The organism is Janthinobacterium sp. GW822-FHT07A03, from assembly GCF_058798815.1.
The window spans coordinates 478423-500866 of sequence record NZ_JBXAKW010000004.1 but is presented as its reverse complement, the minus strand read 5'-3'; the positions used below and the strand labels follow the sequence as shown (position 1 = coordinate 500866).

The following is a 22444-nucleotide window of genomic DNA, read 5'->3' as shown; positions in this document are numbered from 1 at the left end:
AGACCGTACCCCTGTGCGATGGATGTGTTCAATTAATTAATTGTTCAATTAATATCACACTTCTCAGCAACACACCAACGCGCAGGTCAAGGAGTGTGCAGTGCAGGCAGAGGGGGGAATGCTGGTCGGGGTGAGAGGATTCGAACCTCCGGCCTCTGCGTCCCGAACGCAGCGCTCTACCAGGCTGAGCCACACCCCGCTTTCCTTCATTACAGCAGATAGAGGAATAGGTTTCAAGCGGCTGCATCAAGGTCTATTTCTTTTCCTGCTGGGCCTTCTTGATGTCCGCTTCGCTGACTTTTTTCGCCGGTGCATTCGTCGCCGGCGAAGCAGGCGCCTTGCGCGTGGCGTTCGCTTGCGCCATGACGGCGGCGCAGTCCGTGTCGGGTGCCTTGTCGACGTTGACCAAAGGCAACAAGGCGGCCAGCGGCGTGACGACGGTGGCCAGGGCCACGGCGGCGCCGGCCTTCAGGGCCAGCGGGCCTTTTTGCGGGCCCACGTCCGGGTTCTTGAACGTGCCTTTCGCATACAGCGGCGTGCGCAGGGTGACGATGCGGGCGCCCTTGGTGCGGGGACGCACGTCGAGGTCCAGGGTTTCGTGGGCCAGGTTGACGTTGCCCGTGACGTTGACGACGGCCGTGTCCGTGTCCAGCACGAAGCGGCGCACGTCGGCCTGGCCATTCGTGACGGCGAAATCGCTGGCCAGGCAATTCAGGTGCACTTGCTTGTCACCAAAGATTTTCACGAAGACGGCATTGGCCAGGTTCAGGCCCGCCAGTTCCAGCATGAGCTGGCTGACGGAACCTTCGCTGACGGTGGCCGCCAGTTCGCCATTCGCGCTGGCCAGCATGGCGGAAACGGAATTGCCGTGGCCCGTCAGCGCCGCATCGCCATACACTTCACCGAAACTCGCTTGCATCGATTGCAGCTTGGGAAACAGTTCGCGGATTTTGAGGTGGCGTGCCGCCACCTTGGCTTGCGCGGCGATGGTCTTTTGACGGCCGTCGAGCGTGATGTTCGAGGTGATGTCGCCGCCGGCCATGCCGAAGTTGAGCGGCGTCAAACTCAGCACCTTGTCTTTCATGTGGATGTTGGCGACAATGTCGTTGAGCGGGATGTCATGCGTGCGCACGAGTTTCTTGCCCGTGAATTTCACGTCGGCGTCGAGCGCATTCCATTTGGCCGTATTGAACTGTTCCACGGGCAAGGCTTTATTGTCGGGCTGCACGGGCGCCTTGCCGCGCGCCTGTTTCTTGGCATTGCTCTCGGCGCCGATGGTGGGGCCCAGGTCTTCCAGGCGCAGCTGCTGCGACGTCACTTCGCCGCGCAGCAAGGGGCGGGGCTGGCGCGGCAAATATTGCAGGGTGCCGGCCAGGTCGCTCTGGCCCACCGTGCCCTTGAAGTTCTGATAGGTCCAGTTCCAGCTGGCGCCGTCTTTCTTGCCCAGCAGGCGTCCTTTGGTGGCGTAGTCCGGCGTTTCCGGCAGCAGCACGCCCGTCAGCGGGTACAGGTCAGCCATGCTGGCGCCGGCCAGGCTCAGCTGTAAATCGATGCCGGACAGCGAGCGCGGGTCCGTCAGGGTGCCGGCGATGCTGGCCTTGTTCTTGCCCAGCACGGCATGCGCCTGCACGGGATAGACCGTGTTGTTGTCGGTCAGGGACAGCACGGCACCCGCCTTGCCGCCGCCCGTCACGGGTGCCTTGCGGTAGCTGCCGCCCAGGGTGAAGGCAATACCGTATTTCTCCACGGGCGCGCTGCCTGGCGCATCGCCCGGCGTGGCGTCGGGCGCCGTCGAGCTGACCTTGGCGTGCACGTCGAGGGCGATGCCTTCGTCCAGATAACGGATGGCGCCGTCGGCGAAGGCCATGCGCTGGATTTCCACCTCCCATGTCGACGGCCCATTGTCTTTCAGGGTCCAGCTGTTGCTGCCGTCGGCGCGCCGCTGCAGGGCGATATTGGGCGCGTCGAGCGCCAGGTCCGTCAGCACCACGCGGTGCTGCAGCAGGGGCAACGGGTGGATGGCCATGTCGATGCGTCTGGCGCTGGCCAGCTGCGGGCCGGCCGTGGCCCAATCCGGGTTGCTCATGCGCACGTCGTGGGCGCTGATGTGGGGCTGCGGCACGTAGCGGCGCCAGCCCGGTTCCGTTTTCAGGCCTTGCTTCCATGTCACCTGCAGGTCGCCGCCGATGACGAAGCTGCGGCCCGTGCTTGCGGATACCTTCTCGTTGATGTAGGGGCGGGCGCGGTTCCAGTCGAAGGTCAGCACGAAGATGACCACGATGGCGATCAGGGCGAGCAGGGCGGCCAGGCTCCAGCCGAGGATGTTGAGCGGGGTTGAGCGTGTCATGGTAAGCCAATCGCAATGATTTTTTCTTCAAGATAGACCGATAGGCCACAACAGTCGGTGCGCTGGGTTACGTAAGATAGGTAGCCAAGGCCTGTCGCTTGAAATGATTCAATAATTCGACTATTATTGAATTATGGAAAATGAAAAGACAATAGTGAAGGGGGCGACACCGCTGACGAGTGCTTCCGCCATCGTGGCACTGGCTGCGCTGGCACAGGAGTCGCGGCTGGCCGTGTTCCGCCTGCTGGTGCAAGCGGGGCCGCAAGGCATGGCCGCGACGAAAATCGCCGACGCGTTGGCGATTGCGCCCTCGTCCTTGTCGTTTCACCTGAAAGAACTGGCGCACGCCAATCTGGTGACGGCGAGCAAGACGGGCCGTTCCATCATCTATGCGGCCAATTATGCGGGCATGAACGGCTTGCTGGCCTTCCTGACCGAGAACTGCTGCGCTGGCGCGCCCTGCTGCGTGCCGGACAGCAGCAATTTACCCAACGAAAGCACACCATGAGCATCACGATTTATCACAACACGGCGTGCGGCACGTCGCGCAATACCCTGGCCCTGATCCGCAACACGGGCGTGGAGCCCGTCATCATCGATTACGTCAAGCATCCGCCTACGCGCGAGGAGCTGGTCGACCTGATCACCCGCGCGGGCCTGTCCGTGCGCGCCGTCATGCGCGACAAGGGCGCCCTGTACGACGAGCTGGGCCTGGCCAATCCTGACTTGCCAGACGCGGCCCTGCTGGACGCCATGCAAGCCCATCCTATTCTGATCAACCGCCCCATCGTCGTCACGGCACTGGGCGTGCGCCTGTGCCGGCCGTCGGAAAAGGTGCTGGAGATTTTGCCGCTGCCGCAGCAAGGAGCATTTGCCAAGGAAGACGGCCAGGCCGTGGTCGGCGCCGACGGCAAGCCGGTGAAATGAGCGGAATATGAAAAAACGGCGCCAGTGGCGCCGTTTTGTATGACATATAAGTACAGCGCGATCAGTGATTGCGGTCTACGGCAAACGAGCACAGTTGCAGCATGGATTGCTTGTAGACGCTGTCCGGCCAGCCGGCGATGGCATCGGCGGCGCGCTGGCCGGCGATTTCCGCCTGCTTGCGCGTGTAGTCGAGGGCGCCACTATTGGTGATGGCGGCCAGGATGGCATCGAAATGCTGTTCGTCGCCTTGCTCGATGCAGCTGCGCACCAGTTCGCGTTGCTCTGGGGTACCATTTTCCATCAGCCAGATCAGCGGCATGGTTGGTTTGCCTTCGCGCAAGTCGTCGCCCACGTTCTTGCCGATTTCGGCGGCGTCGCCTGCATAGTCGAGCACATCGTCGATCAGCTGGAAAGCCGTGCCCAGCGAGCGGCCGTATTCGGCGGCCGCTTCGATATCGTCTTCGCTGGCACCTGCGATCAGGGCGCCCAGTTGCGCCGACGCTTCGAACAGCTTGGCCGTCTTCGAGCGGATGACATTCAAATAGCTCTCTTGCGTCACGTCCGGATCGTGCATGTTCAACAACTGCAGCACTTCGCCTTCGGCGATCACGTTGGTGGCGTCGGACAGGATTTGCATGACGCGCATATTGTTCAGCGAGACCATCAGCTGGAACGAGCGCGAGTGCAGGAAGTCGCCCACCAGCACCGAAGCGGCATTGCCGAACAGGGCATTGGCCGTCTGGCGTCCGCGGCGCATCGACGATTCATCGACGACATCATCGTGCAGCAGGGTGGCGGTATGGATGAATTCGACCACGGCGGCCAGTTCATGGTGCGCCGTGCCGCGATAGGCATGGGCATTGGCCACCAGCAAAATCAGCACGGGACGGATGCGTTTGCCGCCTGCGCTGATGATGTATTCGGCGATCTGGTTGATCAGAATCACATCGGAGTGCAACTTTTGGCGGATCACCGTATTGACTGCGTCCATATCGGCGGCAATCGTTTGCACGATGGTGTTTTGGTTAACGTGTTTGTTAGCGTCAGACAAGGCGAACCTGCATTAGATTGTGGGTGCCGCGATTATACGACAAGGCTTGCGCGTGCGTGACGTTTGCCTATGACTGTAGAGCAATTGATTGATCTTGTTGGCACTGGCGCGCGTTTTCCTGTCCGCCTGGCGCAAGCCTGACATGATGGTCAGGTTGTCGACATACCACGATCGTCAAGCTTTGTGAATAGTTTTTGACGCAATTTCTCAGTCCGTGTATAATCGCTGGTTCCCCCTGTTGTGTACGGCTTGCTTTGCGTGACAGTGGGACAAATTCTTTCAACATTTGATGAGGTTTCAAATCATGTACGCGGTCATAAAAACCGGTGGCAAACAATACAAAGTTGTCGCTGGCGAAAAACTTAAAGTAGAACAGATACCGGCAGACATTGGTTCCGAAATCACCATCGATCAAGTGCTCGCAGTAGGCGCGGGCGACAGCATCAAGTTTGGTGCTCCATTGGTCGAAGGTGCAACGGTACTGGTTACGGTTGTGGCGCATGGTCGCCATGATAAGGTCAAAATTTTCAAGATGCGTCGTCGTAAGCACTACCAGAAGCATCAAGGCCATCGCCAGAATTTTACCGAAATCCAAATCGTTTCGATCAACGGCTAATCGCCGCTGTTTGAATTAATCAGCTATCAAGGAGTCTTAAATGGCACATAAAAAAGGCGGCGGCACAACGCGAAACGGCCGTGATTCAGAATCAAAACGTCTGGGCGTTAAAGTCTACGGCGGCCAAGCTATCAATGCTGGCGGCATCATCATTCGTCAACGCGGCACCCCAGTGCGCGCCGGCGAAGGCGTAGGCATGGGCAAGGACCACACGTTGTTCGCGCTGATCGCGGGCAAAGTGAAGTTCGTTGTCAAAGGTGCCGGCTCGAAGCAATTCGTGACCGTTGTACCAAACGAAGCAGTACCAGCGTAATTCATCGCGGAGCGCCAGTTCGCTCCGCAATGATCGCATGATGTAAGGCGCAAGCCTTCAATCGAAAGGCTCTGCCCAAGGTAGAGCCTTTTTAGTTTTATGGCGGCAAAATTATGAAGTTTATCGACGAAGCAAAAATCGAAGTCATCGCGGGCGATGGCGGCAACGGCTGCGCATCTTTCTGCCGTGAAAAATTCCGGCCTTTCGGCGGTCCCGATGGCGGCGATGGCGGCAAGGGCGGGTCCATCTGGGCCGTCGCCGACCGCAATATCAACACGCTCGTCGATTTCCGCTTTTCCAAAATGCACAAGGCTCGCAATGGCGAGCCTGGCCGTGGCGCAGATTGCTATGGCAAGGGCGCCGATGACATCCACCTGCGCATGCCGGTCGGCACCTTGATCATCGACAACGCGAGCGGCGAAATCCTGGCCGATTTGACCGAACACGGCCAGATCGAACTGCTGGCCAAGGGCGGCGAAGGCGGCTGGGGCAATATCCACTTCAAGTCCTCGACCAACCGCGCACCGCGCCAAAAAGGCGAGGGCAAGGAAGGCGAACGCCGCGAATTGCGCCTGGAACTGAAAGTACTGGCGGACGTGGGCCTGCTGGGCATGCCGAACGCCGGCAAATCGACCTTCATTTCGGCCGTCTCGAACGCGCGTCCGAAAATTGCCGATTATCCATTTACCACCCTGCACCCGAACCTGGGCGTGGTGCGCGTGTCGCACGAGAAGAGCTTTGTGATCGCCGATATTCCCGGCTTGATCGAAGGCGCTTCCGAAGGCGCGGGCCTGGGCCATCAATTCCTGCGTCACTTGCAGCGTACGGGTCTGCTGTTGCACATCGTCGACCTGGCACCGTTTGAAACCAACGTCGATCCTGTCAAGGAAGCCAAGGCGCTGGTCAAGGAACTGAAAAAGTACGACGAGTCGCTGGTCGACAAGCCGCGCTGGCTGGTGTTGAACAAGCTCGACATGGTGCCGGAAGAAGAGCGCAAGAAGATCGTCAAGGACTTCCTCAAGCGTTTCGCCTGGAAGGGTCCCGTCTTCGAGATCTCCGCGCTGAACCATCAGGGTTGCCCGGAATTGGTCAATGCGATTTATCAACATCTGGAAGAGAAGAAACACAGCGAAAGCCGTGCCGAAGAAACGCAGATGACCGAGGAAGCACGCGGTATCTCGTCGATCGACCCGGATGATCCGCGTTTCAAGATCCTCGACTAAGAGCCTTATCCTGATGTCGGTACAGACGGTCGCTGCCGCGCCCGCGCGCAAGCAGGCGTGGCAGCGCCGGGTATTGCATCTGATCGCGTATGCTTATGGGCTGAGCGCGGTCGCCTGTCTGCTGTTCGCCGATGAAATGGCGGCCGGCATGGGCATCTTCCTCAATGGCGTCGATGGCTACAGCCAGTTCTACGCTTCCCATGTCGGTGTCTGGGGCGCTACCGCGCTCCTGGCGCTGTTCGCGGCACGGCAGGGCGAACCGCCTGTCCTCGGCGATATCACTGCAATGTTGGTCCTGGCGCAGCCCGCCGGCCGTCTGTTCGCGGCCATCAGCTTCGGCTTGCCCCAGGGTTTTGTGTTGTTCATGTGCGCAATGGAGCTGACGGCGGGGCTGGCCTTGCTGCTGCTGCGTCCTGCGCGCTGACGTCTATTAAGTGAAGAGCGCCGCCCCATGGATTCCGTGATTCAAAAAGCTACCCGCATCATCATCAAAGTCGGATCCTCTCTGGTCACCAACGATGGCCGCGGGCTCGACCATGCTGCCATCGCCCGCTGGGCCGCGCAGATTTCCGGCTTGCGCGCCCTCGGCAAGGAAGTCGTGCTGGTGAGTTCCGGCGCCATCGCCGAAGGCATGCTGCGCCTCGGTTTCGAGCAGCGCCCCACCGATATCCACGAATTGCAGGCTTGCGCCGCCGTGGGCCAGATGGGCCTGGCGCAAATCTATGAAAGCAGCTTCCGCGCCCACAGCCTCGGCACGGCGCAAGTGCTGCTCACGCACGCCGACCTGGCCGACCGCGAACGCTACCTGAACGCCCGCTCCACCCTGACGACCCTGCTGCGCCTGGGCGTGGTGCCGATCATCAATGAAAACGACACGGTCGTCACCGATGAAATCAAGTTCGGCGACAACGATACCCTGGGCGCCCTGGTGGCCAACCTGATCGAGGCCGATGCGCTGGTCATCCTGACGGACCAGCACGGCCTGTTCTCGGCCGACCCGCGCAAGGACCCGAGTGCCTACCTGATCACGCAAGGCATCGCCGGCGATCCGGCCCTGGAAGCGATGGCGGGCGGCGCCGGCAGCAGCCTGGGGCGTGGCGGCATGCTGACGAAAATCCTCGCCGCCAAGCGCGCCGCCAAGTCCGGCGCCCATACCATCATCGCCTGGGGCCGCGACAGCGACGTGCTCAGCCGCCTCGCCCAGGGCGAAGCGATCGGCACGGAGTTGCGCGCACAAACGGGCCAATTGACGGCACGTAAGCAGTGGATGGCCGATCATCTGCATACGGCCGGCGCCGTCGTGCTGGACGCGGGCGCCGTGCAAAAGCTGCGCCAGGAAGGCAAATCCTTGCTGCCGATCGGCGTGACGGGCGTGAACGGCGAATTTGGCCGCGGCGCCGTCATCACCTGCGTCGACGTGGATGGCGTGCCCGTGGCGCGCGGCCTGTCGAACTACACGAGCGGCGAAGCGCGCCGCATCATGCGCAAGCCGTCCACCGAGATCGAATCGATTCTCGGTTACATGGAAGGCCATGAGCTGATCCACCGCGACAATATGGTCTTGCTGTAAGCGCTTGCTTGCAGGCAGTAGAATGTCAAAACGGCCCCTGCGGGCCGTTTTTTTTTTGCTTTACACCACTGCCGGCATCGGCGACTTGTCCTTGTAATCGCACAGGTCGGCGATCATGCAGTTCCAGCATTGCGGCTTGCGCGCCGTGCAGGTATAGCGGCCGTGCAGGATGAGCCAGTGGTGGGCGTCGTGCAGGAATTCCTTGGGTATGAATTTGAGCAGTTTCTGTTCGACGATATCGACATTCTTGCCTGGCGCGATGCCGGTGCGGTTCGAGACGCGGAAGATATGCGTGTCGACCGCCATGGTCGGTTCGCCAAACGCCGTGTTCATGACCACATTCGCCGTCTTGCGGCCCACGCCGGGCAAGGCTTCCAGCGAGGCGCGGTCGCGCGGCACTTCGCCGCCGTGCTGCTCCAGCAGGATCTGGCAGGTGGCGATGACGTTCTTCGCCTTGGTGCGGAACAGGCCGATGGTGCGGATGTAGCTGGCCAGCTCGTCGACGCCCAGCGCCAGTATCTTGGCCGGTGTATTGGCGACCGGATACAGCAGGCGCGTCGCCTTGTTGACGGACACGTCCGTCGCCTGCGCCGACAGCAGCACGGCGATCAGCAGCTCGAACGGCGTCGTGTATTCGAGTTCCGTTTTCGGGGAAGGGTTGGCGGCGCGAAAGCGCGTAAAGATTTCCAGGCGTTTGGCGGCGTTCATGCGTCTTTTTTCGGGGTCGTGGGGGCTGGCGGGGCGGTATCCGTGCTGGCGGCGGCGGCCTTGGCGCGCGCGCGCTCCATGGCGGCGGCGATGATGGCGCGCTTGCGCTCCTTCTCTGCCAGTTCATCTGGCGTGACGGGCACTTCCTGCGTCACTTCCTGCATCTTGGCGACGGCCTTGGCGGCCAGGCGCGCGTCGTTGGCCTCGGCTTCGCGGCGCAGCCGCTGGGTGCGGAAATCGTGGCGCGCGCGCGCGTCGTCGGCATCCATCTGGCTCCAGGCATCCCAGCCCGTGGCGTCGCCGCTGACGGGGTACATGACGATGCAGTCGACGGGGCAGGGGGCCACGCACAGGTCGCAGCCCGTGCATAGACTGGTCACGACCGTATGCATCTGCTTGGCGGCGCCGACGATGGCGTCCACGGGACAGGCCTGGATGCACAGGGTACAGCCGATACACAGCGATTCGTCGATGTAGGCGACAGATCGCGGACGTTCGAGGCCGTTGACGGGGTTGAGCGGAATGACTTTTTTGCCCAGCAAGCCGGCCAGGCGCACGATACCCTGCGCGCCGCCCGGTGGGCACTGGTTGATGTCGGCGCTGCCTGCGGCGATCGCTTCCGCATATGGGCGGCAGCCGTTGTAGCCGCATTTGGTGCATTGCGTTTGCGGCAGCAAGTCTTCGATCTGGTCGGCAAGTGAGGGAGGAACGGGATGCGGCACGGTCATCTTCAATACGGTAAAACGTCATTATCGGCCATCTGGGGCGCGCACAAGTAAAAACCTGTTTTGCAGGAGGGGATAGCGGGTGCCAGGGCCGGCTGTTGCAGGCGCGCCGCAATCGTATTTTATTTCTTATGGGAATGTCAAAGTGCAAATAAACAACTTTGCAATTTCTTTTTTTTGTGGGAGCATGATTTTTATCAAGCTAGTGATCAAAAAAAGCCGACCGCCAGTCCTGTTGCCGCGCCTGCATTGCAATGCGCGCCAGGCCATAGGAGCAAAACATGCGTTTCCTCCGGACAGTTGGTTTGCCCTTCTGTTTCTTCATGTACTCTACACTTGCCCTTGCACAGCAGGCTGGCTCCCCCATGGCGCCGCCGGGCGCTGCCAGCTCGCGCATCGTCCGCTTCGCGGCGGAAGACTGGCCGCCCTTCATTTCCCGCAGCCTGCCTGCCGACGGCATGTCGGGCGCCATGGTCAGCGCCGTCTTCGAACGTATGGGCTATGTCGTCAAATATGAGTATTTTCCGTGGAAGCGCGCCATGCAGTTTGGCTTGGCCAGTCCCCGCTATGCCGGTTTCCTGGCCGTCTGGCGTACGCCCGAACGGGAAAAACTCTGCCATTTTTCTGTTCCGGTTGGCAACACGCAGGGTGTGCTGGCCTACCTGAAAGAGGATGGCGTGCCCGGCGCCACCCTGGCCGATCTGGGCCAGCTGCGCATCGGCACCGTGGCAGGCTATTCGAATGGGGAGCAGTTCGATGGCATGGTGGCGCGTGGCGAGCTGAAGACGGAAGAGGGCTTGAACGACGCGACGAATCTGAAGAAACTGCTCATCAAGCGCTACCGGGTGATCGTCATTGAGCGCCATGTGCTGCAGCACTTGCTGATGGGACGCAACTTCAGCAAGGCAGAACGGGAACGCATCGGCGTCATCGATACCGTCTTCAAGGAGCGCCCCGTGCACGTGTGCTTCCAGCGCGATGCCGAGGGGGCGGCGCGGCAAAAACGCTTCAACGAGGCGGCGCGCGATATCGACACGGCCCGGCTGGAACGCGATTACTGGAAGCGGCTCGACCAGAGCCTGGCCACGGCCCCATCCTCCCCCTGAGACTGCGCGCCGCTGTTGTTCGTTGCCAAAACGAAATATCTAAATACGAAACCATTCGTTCTTGTTTGTTTGTCCATCCTTTAGTCTGCAGCCACTGTGTTGACGACTTTGAAAGGATGTTTTCGTATGCTGGAATTGATGCACAAGCAAGATATTGTCCCGCGCCGGCGGCAACTGGCGCACGCCGTTTCGGTAGCCGTGCTCGTGCTGGCGGCGGCGCCAGGCGTGGCCCATGCGCAAGCGGCGGCGGACGACGCTGGCGTGCCGCTGGACACCGTCATCGTCACGGGCGCGCGCGGCACGGGTCGCACGGTGGCCAACAGCGCCGCGCCGATCGACGTGATCAGCGCGCAGCAATTGCAGGCCACGGGCAAGTTGAACCTGCTCGACGCGCTCGATACGGCCTTGCCATCATTCAACTTGCCTGCCCGCGTGCAGCCCGACCTGGGCAGCATCGTGCGCGCTGGCCAGTTGCGCAACCTCGACCCGTCGCATACCTTGGTGCTGGTCAACGGCAAGCGCCGGCATACGACGGCCATCGTCAATGAGGATGGCTTTCCCGGTTCCGTTGCCACCGACCTGGCCCTGATCCCCACGGGGGCCATTGCCCGCGTAGAAATCCTGCGCGACGGCGCCTCGGCCATCTACGGTTCCGACGCCATCGCCGGCGTCATCAACATCATTCTGAAAGCGGACGACAAGGGCAGCTTCAGCACGCAGCTCGGTTCCACCTACGCCGGCGACGGCACGAACGGTTCCGCGCGCATCGATGGCGGCACGCGCCTGGGCGAGCACGGCTTTGCCCACTTCGGCGCCGAAGTCCAGCGCCAGGGCATTGCCGTGCGCAATTTCGGCTTGAATCCCGGCTATCTGTCGTATCCAGCCGTGCGCAACAGCGATGGCCAGCTGGTGAAGTTGGGGCCGAACAACAGCTTGCCGGCGGGCGCCTCGCCGAACCCGGCCGAAGCGAGCCGCAACAGCAATCCCTGGCGCAATACGGGCGTGCCGCAAAGCACGACCGCCTCGCTCAGCGCCAATCTCGGCTATGACGTGTCGAACGAGGTGCAACTGTACGGTTTCGGCACCTACGCGCACCGCAATGCCCGCTCGGCACAGAATTTCCGCCTGCCCAATACCATTTTCAATAACAACAAAGGCTTGCTGGCCGTGTATCCCGACGGCTTCACGCCGTATGAAACGACGAGCGAAAACGACTTTTCCTTGACGGGCGGCATCAAGGGCGAGACGGCGGGCTGGAGCTGGGATATCAGCAGCACCTATGGCCGCGACGATATCGACGTGGGCGTGGAAAACTCGGCCAATTACTCGCTGATTTATCCGGGTGGCAAGATGGATTTTGACATCGGCAATCAGCGCTACAGCCGCTCGACCACCAACGCCGACGCACGCCGCCCCGTGCAGCTGGGCTTGAGCGAGCCGGCCGACCTCAGCGTCGGTCTCGAGTATTCGCATGAAACGCAGCAGCGCAGCCCGGGCGAGCCTGCTTCATGGCAGGGCAGCGGTTCGTCCGCGCTGGCCGGCTACCTGCCCGTCGATGCGTCCGACACGGCGCGCCACAGCTATGCGGCGTATATCGGCCTGGGCGCCAAGCTGACGCCGCATTGGCTGCTCGACACGGCCTTGCGTGCCGAAAAGTATTCCGATTTTGGCAGCAAGACGACGGGCCGTTTGTCGGCCCGCTATGACGTCACGCCCGCCGTGGCCGTACGCGGCACCGTCAGCAACGGTTTCCATGCACCGAGCCTGGTGACGCAATCGTATTCGAACACGTCTGATCATGCAGGCGTGCCCTACACCCTGGCGCAGCCCAATTCGCTTGCTGCGCGGGCCCTGGGCGCGCAAGCATTAAAACCGGAAAAATCGACGAATCTGTCGGCCGGGCTGACCTTCAATCCTACGCCGACCCTGCGCCTGGCCGTTGACGCGTATCAAATCAAGGTCAGCGACCGCCTGGGCGTGTCGTCGAATATCGGCATCGACCGCAGCTCGGGCGTGGCGCTCGATGGCAGCGGGCGGCCGCTGACGGCGGCGCAAGCGGGCGTCATTGAAAACTTGCTGCGCTCGGCTGGCTTGACGGTGGGCAATGGCCTCGTCGCGCATTACTTTGCCAACGTGGGTGATACGCGCACGCGCGGCGTCGATGTCACGGCGGAAGATGTGCTGCGCGTGGCCGATGGCAAGCTGCGCTGGACGGCGGCCGCGAATCTCAACCATACGAGCCTGGTGGGCAAGGCGGAACTTCCCGCCGTGCTGCAAGGCTTGCCGAACATCGGCACCCTGAGCAAATCGGCCGAGTACGACTTGCTGTACCGCGCGCCGCGCGACAAGGAAATCCTCACGCTGGCGTATGAAAAAGCCGGTTGGGCATTCAACCTGCGCGAGACGCGTTACGGCAAGCTCAAGCGCCTGAACGCCATCACGGGCGGCGATTACCAGCTGAAAGCGGCTTTCGTGACGGATGTCAGCGTCGGCTACGACGTCAGCAAGCGCATCAACGTGACGGTGGGCGCCAACAATGTCTTCGACCAGAAGCCGAGTCAGGTGCCGCGCGAGGCGCGCAGCGCCGCCAGCCTGGCGCAGTACACGGGCGCGTATGACAACTCGGGACCGCTGGGTGTGCTGGGCGGCTATTACTACGCCCGCGCCACCGTCTCGTTCTGATTTACCACATCCCTCTACCGATCATCAAGAACAGGAAATCCTATGTCTGACAAAAATCAACACGCCGCCATCGATCTGGAATGGGCGAATCTCCTTTCTCCGCAGCGCCGCACGGTCTTGCGCGGCGGCGGTCTGGTGGCGGCGCTGGCCGCCTCCGGCATGGCGGGGACGGCCCTGGCACAGGATGGCGCCGTCAAGCGCGCGAAACCTGCGCCCGGCAAGAGTCCATGGGGCGAGCATACGGATACGGCGCCCACGCCGCGCCCCGTCAGCGTACGGCCTGGCGAGGAAACCTTGCCGAGCAAGCCGCGCGCCTACACGGATATCGAGAGTTATCACGCGCATATCTATTTTGACGAAGACAGTTACCAGAAGGCGGCGCTGATACGCAAGTGGGCGGCCGAGCGCTTCCAGATCGAACTGGGCGACTGGAACCTGGAGCCGCGCGGCCCGCACGTGACGCCGTCGTTTTACTTTGGCTTTACGAATGACCTGTTATCGGTGATCGTGCCGTGGCTGCAGTTGAATAGCCTGGGACTGACGATATTGATCCATCCCAACACGGAAGATCCGCGCGCCGACCATCTGTATTACGCGCTGTGGGTGAACCGCTCGCAGCCCGTGAATGGCTATGCGATGAAGAAGCCGGGGCCGGGCGAGCCGCGCGTGGAGCAGATCTTTGTCAATACGCGCCCGACGGTGAAAATCGAAACATCGCGCGCATGAGGTGGATATAAAAAAACGGCACGCCAGGGTAAGCTGGCGTGCCGTTTTGGTCGAAACGAGGCCGATCAGCCGTGTTTCTGGATGAATTCACCGATTTTCGGGCAAATGATCTCGCGCCAGCGGCGGCCCGAGAAGATGCCGTAATGGCCACATTTTGGCGCCACGAAATCTTGCTGCATGTCGGCAGGGATGCCGGAACACAAGTCGTGTGCGGCTTGTGTCTGGCCGGCGCCGGAAATGTCGTCCAGTTCGCCTTCCACGGTGAACAGCGCCACATTCGTGATGTCCTGCGGACGCACCAGCTGGCCGCCCACTTTCCACGTGCCCTTCGGCAGGCTGAATTCCTGGAACACGGTCTTGATGGTTTCCAGGTAGTACTCGGCCGGCATGTCCAGCACGGCGTTGTACTCGTTGTAGAACTGGCGGTGGCCTTCCGCCGGCTCGTCATCGCCCGTCACCAGGTGCATGTAGAACTCGCGGTGGCTTTGCGCGTGGCGGCCCGGGTTCATGGCGATGAAGCCGGCGTGCTGCAGGAAGCCCGGATACACCTTGCGGCCAAAGCCCGGGTAGTTCGGCGGCACCGCGTAGATCACGGTGTTTTCAAACCACGAGAATTTCTTTTCCGTCGCCAGATTGTTCACTTGCGTCGGCGAGCGGCGCGGGTCGATCGGGCCGCCCATCATCGTCATGGTTTTCGGCATGTGCGGGTCTTTTGCCGTCGCCATCAGCGAGATGGCAGCCAGCACGGGCACGGTCGGTTGACAGACGGAAATCACGTGCAAATCAGGCGCCAGCAGGCGGATGAATTCTTGCACATAATAAATGTAGTCGTCGAGGTGGAACGGGCCTTCCGTCAGCGGTACCATGCGCGCGTCCGTCCAGTCGGTGATGTAGACATCGTGCTCGGCCAGCAAGCCGCGCACGGTATCGCGCAGCAGGGTCGAGTGGTGACCGGACAGGGGGGCAACCAGCAAAACTTTGGGCTGTTGCAAGCCAGTGGCTTCTTTTTTGAAGTGAATCAGGCGGCAAAACGGTTTTGTCACGACAACGTGTTCGCGGATGTCGACGCTCTCGCCCTGAACGAGAACGGATTTGATATCGAATTGTGGTTTTTCGTAGTCTTTGCCAAGGCGGTACATCAGCTCGTAGCCGGCTGCGATGCGTTGCGAAAACGGGGTGTGGGCCAGTGGAGAAACCGGGTTGGTAAATAACTTGGAGGACATGTCTGCCCATTGCATCACCGGAGTGAGGAAAGAGCGTTGCAGTTCGTGCAGTTGGTAAAGCATATAGAGTCCTTGTTTGATTCCAAGCGCCAATATCGGCTCAAATATCATAATCCAATTTTACGATATTTGTTGAGGACAAAATGTGCTTTACCGCGCATAGGTCCACAGTTCGCGCATAGTTGTGACAGCGCGCCACAGTAACGTGGATAGACCTGCAACGATGCTTTAAAAGCAAAAAAAGCAGCGTTTCCGCTGCTTTTTGTCTGTTTTTTGCCGCCACGCCCCTGCGGGGAAGAGTCTCTATCCCCGCCGGAATTGCTGCCGCAGCTGCCGTGCGTTTAGCGCACCAGCATGTCGAGTTTGTCCTTGACGTCCTTGTATTGCTCGGCTTCCGGCAAGGCAGCCTTCGTCTTGGTGATCGAAGGCCAGTTACGGGCCAGATCGACGTTGATCTTGATGAAGGCTTGCTGGTCGCCCGGCACGTCTTCTTCCGCGAAAATCGCGTTCACCGGGCACTCTGCCACGCAGACGGCGCAGTCAATACATTCGTCCGGATCGATTGCCAGGAAGTTCGGGCCTTCCCGGAAACAATCTACCGGGCAGACATCGACGCAGTCGGTATAGCGACAGGCGATGCAGGATTCGGTGACAACGTGGGTCATAACAGTCCTATCAATTTGGGGGGAGGTGCTGTAGCGCCTGCAGGAACCTCGGCGGCGCATACTAAAGCAAAGCATTGTATTTTAAGGCAATTCGCTATTTCTCACAAATCCCGCTTATATACAATACATATAAGCAAATTCATTTTTTGGCAGTGCCATTGCCGCGCAGAGCGGGCAGTTCAGCGACTATCCGGGACGTTGCCATGAAGAACGCGGCAAGAACGCGACAGTCGCCCGGCGCGGCAAGGAGCGGGGCGGGGGCTGTGCTGGCTTGCCGTGTGGTGTTTTTGTTTTACTCAAATCAAGATCGGCACAAATAAATTCCGGAACAATCAGGCGCTGGCGCGTATTTGCGTCAGCAATTGCTGCCATCGTGCATTTTCAGCACTGCCATCCTCGGCAAACGTGATGGTGCGGCGCGCGGTGGGTGCGTCGACGGTGATTTGCCAGCGGGGAATATCGGCGCCCACATGTTCATCCGTGGCCTGCGGATGCGTGAAAAAGCCGCTGCTGGCCAATGCCGCTTCCAGCCTGGGGCCAGCGGGATGGGCTTGCGTATCGATCTCATACTGTTCGCTCAGGCCGGCAAAGCCGCCGCTGCTGCGGGCTGAAATTTTCATGCTGCTCCTTGCTGTCGATGGTGGTGTGGGCCGCGCCATGGCCTGCCGCTGCTGCGGCTGGCCTGAAGCGGGCGTGCCGGTGCGCTGGCGTACTGTGCACGGTACTGTTTACCGGGGACCGTAACTGCGGCACCAGGCGGCCAGCGCTTCGCGCTCCGCCTCGAGCAACTGGTCCGATTCGCTGTATTCCGCATGGTTCATGGTACCGCAGCAGGCGCGCCTGTCTTGCACGGCGCCGTCTTCGTCGACGATATCGGGGGAAAACGTCATTTGCCCCTCCTCCGTCATGGCGTTGGCCTTGAGCACTTCGCGCACGGTAAAGCTGTTGCGGATGAAGTCCAGGTAGGCGCCATTGCCATCGGCCTGGGCGATTGTCAGCATGTGGCCGGCCACGTCGGCATAGGTGGCGGCCTGGTCGGGCGATGCCACCAGGGCGCGCAGGACCAGGCTGCGCAGGTAGTCGCCGCAGCGGTGCAGCACGGCCGCGTCGTCTTCCAGCTGGGGCTGGCGTTCGTGGGCAAAGATGTCGGCCAGGATGTCGTAGATGGCGCCCGTAAACACTTGCGAGATGGCGTGCACTTCCGTGCCTGCTTCCGACAATTTGATGTCATTGTCGGCATTGCGCAAGCCATTCGGCCGGCCCAGCGCCAGGCCGAACTGCTCGGCCAGGTCGGCCAGGAAGGTCTTGTCGTGCAGGTCGGATTTCGTTTGCGCGATCACCGCTTCCACCTGGTCCAGCTGCGACAGGGCCAGGAAGATGGCCGTCAGGTCGCCGAACGATTCGTGCAGGCCGCCCGTTTGCGGCGGATTGTTGCTGAGCAGCCAATTCGGCTTGAGGCCATCGAGTACGGCGTGCCCCGTTTCATGCGAGACGATGTCGAGCGAGCGGCAGGTGTAGACGCGCTCGGTGGCGCCGCTGGGGATGAAGTCGCCGAACTTGAGGGCCTTGTCGCTGCGGCTGTAATACGCATTCATGACATTGGGCAAGCCATGCGGGAACACGCGCAGCGGTGCCGTATTGCTGGCGCTGTTCCATTGCCAGGGCAGGGGCGGCGCCGTGTCGTTGCTGGCCAGCGCGCGCTGGTACATGGTGAGCGTCATGCGCACGATGGCAAACGTGTGCACGGCGTCGAACTGGTCGGTATTGGGCGAGACGATGAAGTCGCCGAAGGCGTTCGGACTGACCTGCGCGATGCCCGGTTCGCCAAACGTGATGCGCGCGTCGCGCGGGCCTTGCAGGATCAGGCCGGGCAAAAAGGCTTTACGGGTGCCCAGGTCGCTGACGGACGGATCTTGCTTCCAGATCAGTACGCGTGAACCGACGGGTACGGCGGCCAGGTTGCGCACCGTTGCCTCGGTCAGGCGGGGCGGGCCCGGCTGCAGGGTCAATTGCGCATTCTTGCGGTGCAAGCGGTATGGCGCCGATGGGGTAGGGACATAGCCGACGGGCAGGGACACGCATTTGGTCAGTACGGCTTCGACCGGTACGATGACTTTCTGGTCCATGGTAGCTCTCCAAGACACGCGCAACTGGAACTGGAATAGTCGTCCCGCTTCGGCGCGTCCGGTTTGATCCCGCGCAAACGACATGCGGGAAGGACGGGCTTTTTTAGTCGTCCGGCGCCAGCTGCGGCCGTGCCTGCCGCATGGCGGCTGGTATGATGCTGGCCGTATTGCCCCGTTTTTATAATAAAAGGATCGTTTGATGGCGGATATAAATATAGTTCAGCAACATAAGCTGACAGCAGCAAAGGCGCGCGAAGCGGCGCAGCAAGTGGCCTACAAGCTGGCCCAGGAATATGACCTGGCGTGCGCCTGGGATGGCGATGTGCTGCGCTTCGAGCGCAGCGGCGTCGATGGTTCGCTGACCCTGGAAAAAGAGCAGGCGCAACTGCAAATCAAACTGGGTTTCATGCTCAGCGCCTTCGCCTCCACGATTGAAGGCAAGATCGCCGAGAAAATGCGCAAGGTGTTTACCGAGCCGGCGTGATGGCGTTACACCCGCTTGTCTGGCGCCCTGTTTGGTGCTAGGGAGCGTGTCGCGGCGATGGGCGAAAAGACGATGAAAACACGTCTCTTTTCGCCTTTTTTACGTCTGACTGTACGCTGGCGAACATTGCTAGCACATTTCTATTTGGAAAGCCATTGGACTTTGATGGCTTTTTGCGTTATACTTGAGTCATATTTACAACAGCTACACCGCGTTTCACCTTCTGCTTCGCAGTACTCTCCGCTCGCTGAGTGGTGAATAATTCTTCGGGTTTTACACCCGCATCCAGTTAAAAGTAGCTTGGTCGATTTTTTTCGGTCAAATACATTTGGTGCCATGTATTTGCATGGCGCTAGCGTTGTTAAAAGTCCTGAACCACAGCCTCTTTTAGCACGCACACGGCACCCCGGCACCGGCTTTGGCCATCCGCTGGTCACACGCGTGTCACCCCCTGTTTCCTGTCGCTCCCGTGCGCATTGTGCGCCGTGGCGTAGCCGACGCAACAGGGTTTGCTGATTCCCGCCGCAAGCTGGCAGCTTGCTGGGTTTCAATCCATTCGTCAAATCGAGGGAGAACCACATCGTGGCAAAACAAATCATTATCGACCATGTGTTCAAAGTGTTCGGCGACAAGCCAGAAGAAGCACTTGAACTCGTCCGTCAGGGCGCCAGCAAGCAGGACATCCTGGCCAAGACCGCCTGCACCATCGGCGTCTTCGACGCCACCTTTACCATTGAAGCGGGCGAGATCTTCGTCATCATGGGCCTGTCCGGTTCGGGCAAGTCGACCCTGGTGCGCATGCTGAACCGCCTGATCGAGCCCACCGCCGGCCGCATCCTGATCGACGGCAACGACATCAATACCTTGCCGGACGCCCAGCTGCGCGCCCTGCGCCGCAAGGACATCAGCATGGTGTTCCAGTCGTTCGCGCTGCTGCCGCAAATTACCGTGCTCGACAACACTGCCTTCGGTATGGAACTGGCCGGCATGCCCAAGGCCGAGCGCCATGCGCTGGCCCAGCAAGCGCTGGAGCAAGTGGGCCTGGACGGCTACGGCGCCAGCTACCCCGACGAATTGTCGGGCGGCATGCAGCAGCGCGTGGGCCTGGCCCGTGCGCTGGCGTGCGACCCATCGATTTTGCTGATGGATGAAGCGTTTTCCGCGCTCGATCCGATTATCCGTACGGAAATGCAATCGGAACTGCTGCGTTTGCAGCAAATCAAGCGCCGCACCATCGTCTTCATTTCGCATGACCTCGATGAAGCCATGCGCATCGGCGACCGTGTTGCCATCATGAAAGATGGTCACGTGGTGCAAGTGGGCACGCCGGAAGAAATCCTGCGCAAACCGGCCAACGATTATGTGCGCAACTTCGTGCGCGGCGTCGATGCGGCGGCCGTCTTCAAGGCCAGCGATATTGCCCGCAAGAGCCAGATCGTCGTGTCCGAGTCGCCGAGCCGCGGTTCGCGCGCTGCGCTGTCGATGCTGGAAGAGCAGGATCGCGCATTTGCCTACGTCGTCAATCCGCAGCGCAAGTTCCTCGGCGTCGTCTCGGCCGATTCGCTGCGCAATGCGCTCGACGGCCATGTGGGCCCGCTGGGCCTGGCGCATGCCTATCTGCCCGACGTGCAGACCATCAATGCAGATGAGCCAGTCGCCGGCCTGTTCGGCCAGGTGGCGCAACTGCCTTACGCCGTCCCTGTGGTGGCCAATGACGGCAGCTTCCGCGGCGCCATCAGCAAGACGACCTTGCTGAAGTTCCTCGACCGCGACACGCCAGCCATTGCCGAACAACAACAAAAAGGACAAGCATGAACCCAAGCACCGTTTCCACAGTAGAAGCTGTTGTTGAACAGCCGGCCGCCCAGATCAATCCCTGGGCGCTGACGCCGCCCACCGACGCCAGCACCGCCTGGCTCGACGCCGCCGCACCCGCCGTGCAGCCGGAACATGCGAGCGGCTTTCACCTGACGCAGATTTTCGACGGCTCGTTGCCGCTGGAAAGCTGGATCAACCAGGGCCTGGGTTGGGTCGTTGCCCATTTCCGCCCCTTCTTCCAGGCCGTGCGCGCGCCGATCGACAGCGTGTTGTCCGGCGTGGAAGGCGTGCTGCTGGCCGCTCCGTCGCTGACGGTGATCGCCATCATCGGCTTGCTGGCATGGCAATTTACGAGCCGTACCCTGGCCATCGGCACCGTGCTGGCGCTGCTGCTCGTGTCGATGCTGGGTATCTGGCCGGAAGCCATGACCACCCTGTCGCTGGTGTTGACGTCGCTGGCGTTCTGCCTGGCCATCGGCTTGCCGCTCGGTATTTTCCTTGCCAGCAGCGACCGCGCACAGAATATTCTGCGCCCCTTGCTCGACGCCATGCAGACGACGCCCGCCTTCGTTTATCTGGTGCCGGTGGTGATGCTGTTCGGTATCGGTAATGCGCCAGGCGTAATCGTGACGATCATCTTTGCCCTGCCGCCGCTGGTGCGCCTGACCAACCTCGGCATCCGCCAGGTGCGTCCGGACCTGATCGAAGCAGCCCGTGCCTACGGCGCCTCGCCGTGGCAGCTGCTGACCCGCGTGCAGTTTCCGCTGGCCATGCCGTCCATCATGGCCGGTATCAACCAGTCGCTGATGCTGTCGCTGTCGATGGTCGTGATCGCCTCGATGATCGCCGTCGGTGGCCTGGGCCAGATGGTATTGCGCGGCATCGGCCGCCTGGACATGGGCCTGGCAACGGTCGGCGGCCTCGGTATCGTGCTGCTGGCCATCACCCTGGACCGCTTGACGCAAGCGATGGGCCAGCCACGCCGCGGCGTGCGCCACTGGTACCAGACGGGTCCTGCCGGTTTCGTGCTGCGCCTGGTGCGCGGCAACACGGAGAAAAATAATGTTGAACAGCAAGCAACGCTGGCCAACGCACAATAAGAAAGGATTTACATGCATCAAATTGACAATTTTAAAGTGACGCAAAAATCGCAACGCAAGTTCCAGCTGTTTTCCGCCCTGGCCATCGCTGCCATGGCCCTGACCACCAGCCTGGCCATGGCGCAGGCGCCGGCCGCCGACGTGCTGCCCGGCAAGGGCGTCAAGGTGCAGCCGCTGCAAAGCTCGATCGCGGAAGAAACCTTCCAGACCATGCTGGTCGACAAGGCCCTGGAAAAGCTCGGCTACGAAGTGCAGCCGATCAAGGAAGTGGAATATCCGACCGCGCATATCGCCATCGCCAACGGCGACGCCACCTTCATGGCCGTGCACTGGGACCCGATGCACAAGGATTTCTATAACAATGCGGGCGGCGACGCCAAGCTGTCGCGCACGGGCCAGTATGCGGGTCCTGCCGCGCAAGGTTATCTGATCGACAAGGCGACTGCCGAGAAATACAACATCACGAATATCGACCAGTTGCGCGATCCCACCCTGGCCAAGCTGTTCGACCACGATGGCGACGGCAAGGCCGATTTGACGGGCTGCAACCCGGGCTGGGGCTGCGAAGCGCTGATCGAGAACCACATGGATGCGTACAAACTGCGCGAGACGGTGACGCACGTGCAGGGCAGCTATGCGGCCCTGATCGCCGACACCCTGGGCCGCTACAAGCGCGGCGAACCGATCCTGTACTACACGTGGACGCCGTACTGGGTCAGCGGCGTGCTGGTGCCGGGCAAGGACGTGGTCTGGCTGAAAGTGCCGTTCTCGGCCAATCCGGACAAGGTGAATACCCGCCTCGACGATGGCAGCGATTACGGTTTTGCCGTCAACACGGCGCGCATCGTATCGAACAAGGCCTGGGCGGAGAAAAATCCGGCCGCGGCCAAGCTGTTCGAAGTGATGCAATTGCCCGTGGCCGACATCAATGCGCAGAACGAGCGCATGCGCCGCGGCGAAAACACGCAAGCCGATATCGCGCGCCATACGGCCGGCTGGATCAAGTACCATCAGCAAAAGTTTGACGGCTGGAT

22 protein-coding genes and 1 tRNA gene are annotated in these 22444 nt (G+C 61.0%); 14 read left to right on the top strand and 9 right to left on the bottom strand.

Annotated features, from left to right (window positions below; all coding sequences use genetic code 11):
• Window positions 1-122: 122 nt before the first annotated feature.
• Both AC1RJW_RS14535 and AC1RJW_RS14530 read right to left on the bottom strand, forming a co-directional pair.
• A tRNA-Pro gene (locus tag AC1RJW_RS14535) sits at window positions 123-199 on the bottom strand.
• A gap of 54 nt (window positions 200-253) precedes the next feature.
• The gene (locus AC1RJW_RS14530) at window positions 254-2347 is read right to left on the bottom strand and encodes an AsmA family protein (RefSeq protein ID WP_493045523.1); all 2094 of its coding nucleotides are present in this window, start codon (window positions 2345-2347) and stop codon (window positions 254-256) included.
• A 133-nt stretch (window positions 2348-2480) separates the two neighbouring features.
• Here AC1RJW_RS14530 and AC1RJW_RS14525 point away from each other — a divergent pair, with 133 nt between their 5' ends.
• The gene (locus tag AC1RJW_RS14525) at window positions 2481-2855 is read left to right on the top strand and encodes an ArsR/SmtB family transcription factor (RefSeq protein ID WP_493045522.1); all 375 of its coding nucleotides are present in this window, start codon (window positions 2481-2483) and stop codon (window positions 2853-2855) included.
• Window positions 2852-3274, top strand: coding sequence for an arsenate reductase (glutaredoxin) (gene arsC, locus AC1RJW_RS14520; protein WP_493045521.1), 423 nt, complete (start codon window positions 2852-2854; stop codon window positions 3272-3274). Before AC1RJW_RS14525 ends, arsC begins: the two co-directional genes overlap by 4 nt.
• A gap of 61 nt (window positions 3275-3335) precedes the next feature.
• Here arsC and ispB read toward each other — a convergent pair whose 3' ends face one another.
• Window positions 3336-4325: an octaprenyl diphosphate synthase gene (gene ispB / locus AC1RJW_RS14515; protein WP_322427377.1), complete on the bottom strand. Its 990-nt coding sequence runs from the start codon at window positions 4323-4325 to the stop codon at window positions 3336-3338.
• A 304-nt stretch (window positions 4326-4629) separates the two neighbouring features.
• On the opposite strand from ispB, the gene rplU reads away from it, so the two are divergent.
• From rplU to proB, 5 genes are all read left to right on the top strand, one after another.
• A complete protein-coding gene (gene rplU / locus AC1RJW_RS14510; RefSeq protein ID WP_034754730.1) occupies window positions 4630-4941 on the top strand; it encodes a 50S ribosomal protein L21 in 312 nt (103 codons plus the stop codon).
• A gap of 40 nt (window positions 4942-4981) precedes the next feature.
• Complete coding sequence (gene rpmA, locus AC1RJW_RS14505) at window positions 4982-5254, top strand: 50S ribosomal protein L27 (RefSeq protein WP_070219281.1); 273 nt, start codon at window positions 4982-4984, stop codon at window positions 5252-5254.
• A 113-nt stretch (window positions 5255-5367) separates the two neighbouring features.
• Window positions 5368-6477, top strand: coding sequence for a GTPase ObgE (gene obgE, locus AC1RJW_RS14500; RefSeq protein ID WP_071325171.1), 1110 nt, complete (start codon window positions 5368-5370; stop codon window positions 6475-6477).
• A 13-nt stretch (window positions 6478-6490) separates the two neighbouring features.
• A complete protein-coding gene (locus AC1RJW_RS14495) occupies window positions 6491-6901 on the top strand; it encodes a hypothetical protein (RefSeq protein WP_493045520.1) in 411 nt (136 codons plus the stop codon).
• Window positions 6902-6928: 27 nt separating this feature from the next.
• Window positions 6929-8047, top strand: a complete 1119-nt coding sequence (proB, locus tag AC1RJW_RS14490) for a glutamate 5-kinase (RefSeq protein ID WP_493045519.1) — start codon at window positions 6929-6931, stop codon at window positions 8045-8047.
• A 60-nt stretch (window positions 8048-8107) separates the two neighbouring features.
• On the opposite strand, the gene nth is transcribed toward proB, so the two are convergent.
• Together nth and rsxB are read right to left on the bottom strand one after the other, a co-directional pair.
• On the bottom strand, window positions 8108-8755 hold the full coding sequence (gene nth, locus AC1RJW_RS14485; RefSeq protein ID WP_219133028.1) for an endonuclease III: 648 nt from the start codon (window positions 8753-8755) through the stop codon (window positions 8108-8110).
• The gene (rsxB, locus tag AC1RJW_RS14480) at window positions 8752-9483 is read right to left on the bottom strand and encodes an electron transport complex subunit RsxB (protein WP_493045518.1); all 732 of its coding nucleotides are present in this window, start codon (window positions 9481-9483) and stop codon (window positions 8752-8754) included. Before rsxB ends, nth begins: the two co-directional genes overlap by 4 nt.
• A 362-nt stretch (window positions 9484-9845) precedes the next feature.
• Here rsxB and AC1RJW_RS14475 point away from each other — a divergent pair, with 362 nt between their 5' ends.
• The 3 genes from AC1RJW_RS14475 (at window position 9846) to AC1RJW_RS14465 (ending at window position 13994) form a co-directional block, all read left to right on the top strand.
• Window positions 9846-10586 (top strand): substrate-binding periplasmic protein, encoded by a 741-nt coding sequence (locus AC1RJW_RS14475; protein ID WP_493045517.1) that lies wholly within the window; start codon window positions 9846-9848, stop codon window positions 10584-10586.
• Window positions 10587-10712: 126 nt separating this feature from the next.
• A complete protein-coding gene (locus tag AC1RJW_RS14470; protein ID WP_493045516.1) occupies window positions 10713-13268 on the top strand; it encodes a TonB-dependent receptor plug domain-containing protein in 2556 nt (851 codons plus the stop codon).
• Window positions 13269-13310: 42 nt separating this feature from the next.
• Complete coding sequence (locus AC1RJW_RS14465; RefSeq protein ID WP_493045515.1) at window positions 13311-13994, top strand: DOPA 4,5-dioxygenase family protein; 684 nt, start codon at window positions 13311-13313, stop codon at window positions 13992-13994.
• 65 nt (window positions 13995-14059) lie between these two features.
• Here the strand turns inward: AC1RJW_RS14465 and AC1RJW_RS14460 are convergent, their stop codons facing one another.
• The 4 genes from AC1RJW_RS14460 to AC1RJW_RS14445 form a co-directional block, all read right to left on the bottom strand.
• Window positions 14060-15280 (bottom strand): polyhydroxyalkanoate depolymerase, encoded by a 1221-nt coding sequence (locus AC1RJW_RS14460; protein ID WP_070291132.1) that lies wholly within the window; start codon window positions 15278-15280, stop codon window positions 14060-14062.
• 278 nt (window positions 15281-15558) lie between these two features.
• Window positions 15559-15882, bottom strand: coding sequence for a ferredoxin FdxA (fdxA, locus tag AC1RJW_RS14455; RefSeq protein ID WP_010395176.1), 324 nt, complete (start codon window positions 15880-15882; stop codon window positions 15559-15561).
• 332 nt (window positions 15883-16214) lie between these two features.
• Window positions 16215-16502 (bottom strand): protealysin inhibitor emfourin, encoded by a 288-nt coding sequence (locus tag AC1RJW_RS14450; protein WP_493045514.1) that lies wholly within the window; start codon window positions 16500-16502, stop codon window positions 16215-16217.
• A 108-nt stretch (window positions 16503-16610) separates the two neighbouring features.
• Window positions 16611-18008: a hypothetical protein gene (locus AC1RJW_RS14445; RefSeq protein WP_493045513.1), complete on the bottom strand. Its 1398-nt coding sequence runs from the start codon at window positions 18006-18008 to the stop codon at window positions 16611-16613.
• 199 nt (window positions 18009-18207) lie between these two features.
• Between AC1RJW_RS14445 and AC1RJW_RS14440 the strand changes: the two genes are divergently transcribed.
• From AC1RJW_RS14440 to proX, 4 genes are all read left to right on the top strand, one after another.
• Window positions 18208-18492, top strand: coding sequence for a polyhydroxyalkanoic acid system family protein (locus tag AC1RJW_RS14440; protein ID WP_493045512.1), 285 nt, complete (start codon window positions 18208-18210; stop codon window positions 18490-18492).
• 582 nt (window positions 18493-19074) lie between these two features.
• On the top strand, window positions 19075-20307 hold the full coding sequence (proV, locus tag AC1RJW_RS14435; protein WP_493045511.1) for a glycine betaine/L-proline ABC transporter ATP-binding protein ProV: 1233 nt from the start codon (window positions 19075-19077) through the stop codon (window positions 20305-20307).
• Window positions 20304-21410 carry a glycine betaine/L-proline ABC transporter permease ProW gene (gene proW / locus AC1RJW_RS14430; protein ID WP_493045510.1) on the top strand — a complete coding sequence of 369 codons (1107 nt, stop codon included), beginning with the start codon at window positions 20304-20306 and terminating at the stop codon, window positions 21408-21410. Before proV ends, proW begins: the two co-directional genes overlap by 4 nt.
• 12 nt (window positions 21411-21422) lie before the next feature.
• On the top strand, window positions 21423-22444 hold a 1022-nt coding region (gene proX / locus AC1RJW_RS14425; protein WP_493045509.1), incomplete at its 3' end, for a glycine betaine/L-proline ABC transporter substrate-binding protein ProX.

Bases quoted from the DNA above. Each gene is read 5' to 3' on its own strand.
- AC1RJW_RS14445 (WP_493045513.1), bottom strand. From the start codon at position 18,008: ATGGACCAGAAAGTCATCGTACCGGTCGAAGCCGTACTGACCAAATGC.
- rsxB (WP_493045518.1), bottom strand. From the start codon at position 9,483: ATGACCGTGCCGCATCCCGTTCCTCCCTCACTTGCCGACCAGATCGAA.
- AC1RJW_RS14525 (WP_493045522.1), top strand. From the start codon at position 2,481: ATGGAAAATGAAAAGACAATAGTGAAGGGGGCGACACCGCTGACGAGT.
- AC1RJW_RS14465 (WP_493045515.1), top strand. From the start codon at position 13,311: ATGTCTGACAAAAATCAACACGCCGCCATCGATCTGGAATGGGCGAAT.
- AC1RJW_RS14530 (WP_493045523.1), bottom strand. From the start codon at position 2,347: ATGACACGCTCAACCCCGCTCAACATCCTCGGCTGGAGCCTGGCCGCC.
- AC1RJW_RS14450 (WP_493045514.1), bottom strand. From the start codon at position 16,502: ATGAAAATTTCAGCCCGCAGCAGCGGCGGCTTTGCCGGCCTGAGCGAA.
- arsC (WP_493045521.1), top strand. From the start codon at position 2,852: ATGAGCATCACGATTTATCACAACACGGCGTGCGGCACGTCGCGCAAT.
- proB (WP_493045519.1), top strand. From the start codon at position 6,929: ATGGATTCCGTGATTCAAAAAGCTACCCGCATCATCATCAAAGTCGGA.
- nth (WP_219133028.1), bottom strand. From the start codon at position 8,755: ATGAACGCCGCCAAACGCCTGGAAATCTTTACGCGCTTTCGCGCCGCC.
- proW (WP_493045510.1), top strand. From the start codon at position 20,304: ATGAACCCAAGCACCGTTTCCACAGTAGAAGCTGTTGTTGAACAGCCG.
- rplU (WP_034754730.1), top strand. From the start codon at position 4,630: ATGTACGCGGTCATAAAAACCGGTGGCAAACAATACAAAGTTGTCGCT.
- AC1RJW_RS14470 (WP_493045516.1), top strand. From the start codon at position 10,713: ATGCTGGAATTGATGCACAAGCAAGATATTGTCCCGCGCCGGCGGCAA.
- AC1RJW_RS14460 (WP_070291132.1), bottom strand. From the start codon at position 15,280: ATGCTTTACCAACTGCACGAACTGCAACGCTCTTTCCTCACTCCGGTG.
- AC1RJW_RS14475 (WP_493045517.1), top strand. From the start codon at position 9,846: ATGGCGCCGCCGGGCGCTGCCAGCTCGCGCATCGTCCGCTTCGCGGCG.
- AC1RJW_RS14440 (WP_493045512.1), top strand. From the start codon at position 18,208: ATGGCGGATATAAATATAGTTCAGCAACATAAGCTGACAGCAGCAAAG.
- fdxA (WP_010395176.1), bottom strand. From the start codon at position 15,882: ATGACCCACGTTGTCACCGAATCCTGCATCGCCTGTCGCTATACCGAC.
- rpmA (WP_070219281.1), top strand. From the start codon at position 4,982: ATGGCACATAAAAAAGGCGGCGGCACAACGCGAAACGGCCGTGATTCA.
- obgE (WP_071325171.1), top strand. From the start codon at position 5,368: ATGAAGTTTATCGACGAAGCAAAAATCGAAGTCATCGCGGGCGATGGC.
- AC1RJW_RS14495 (WP_493045520.1), top strand. From the start codon at position 6,491: ATGTCGGTACAGACGGTCGCTGCCGCGCCCGCGCGCAAGCAGGCGTGG.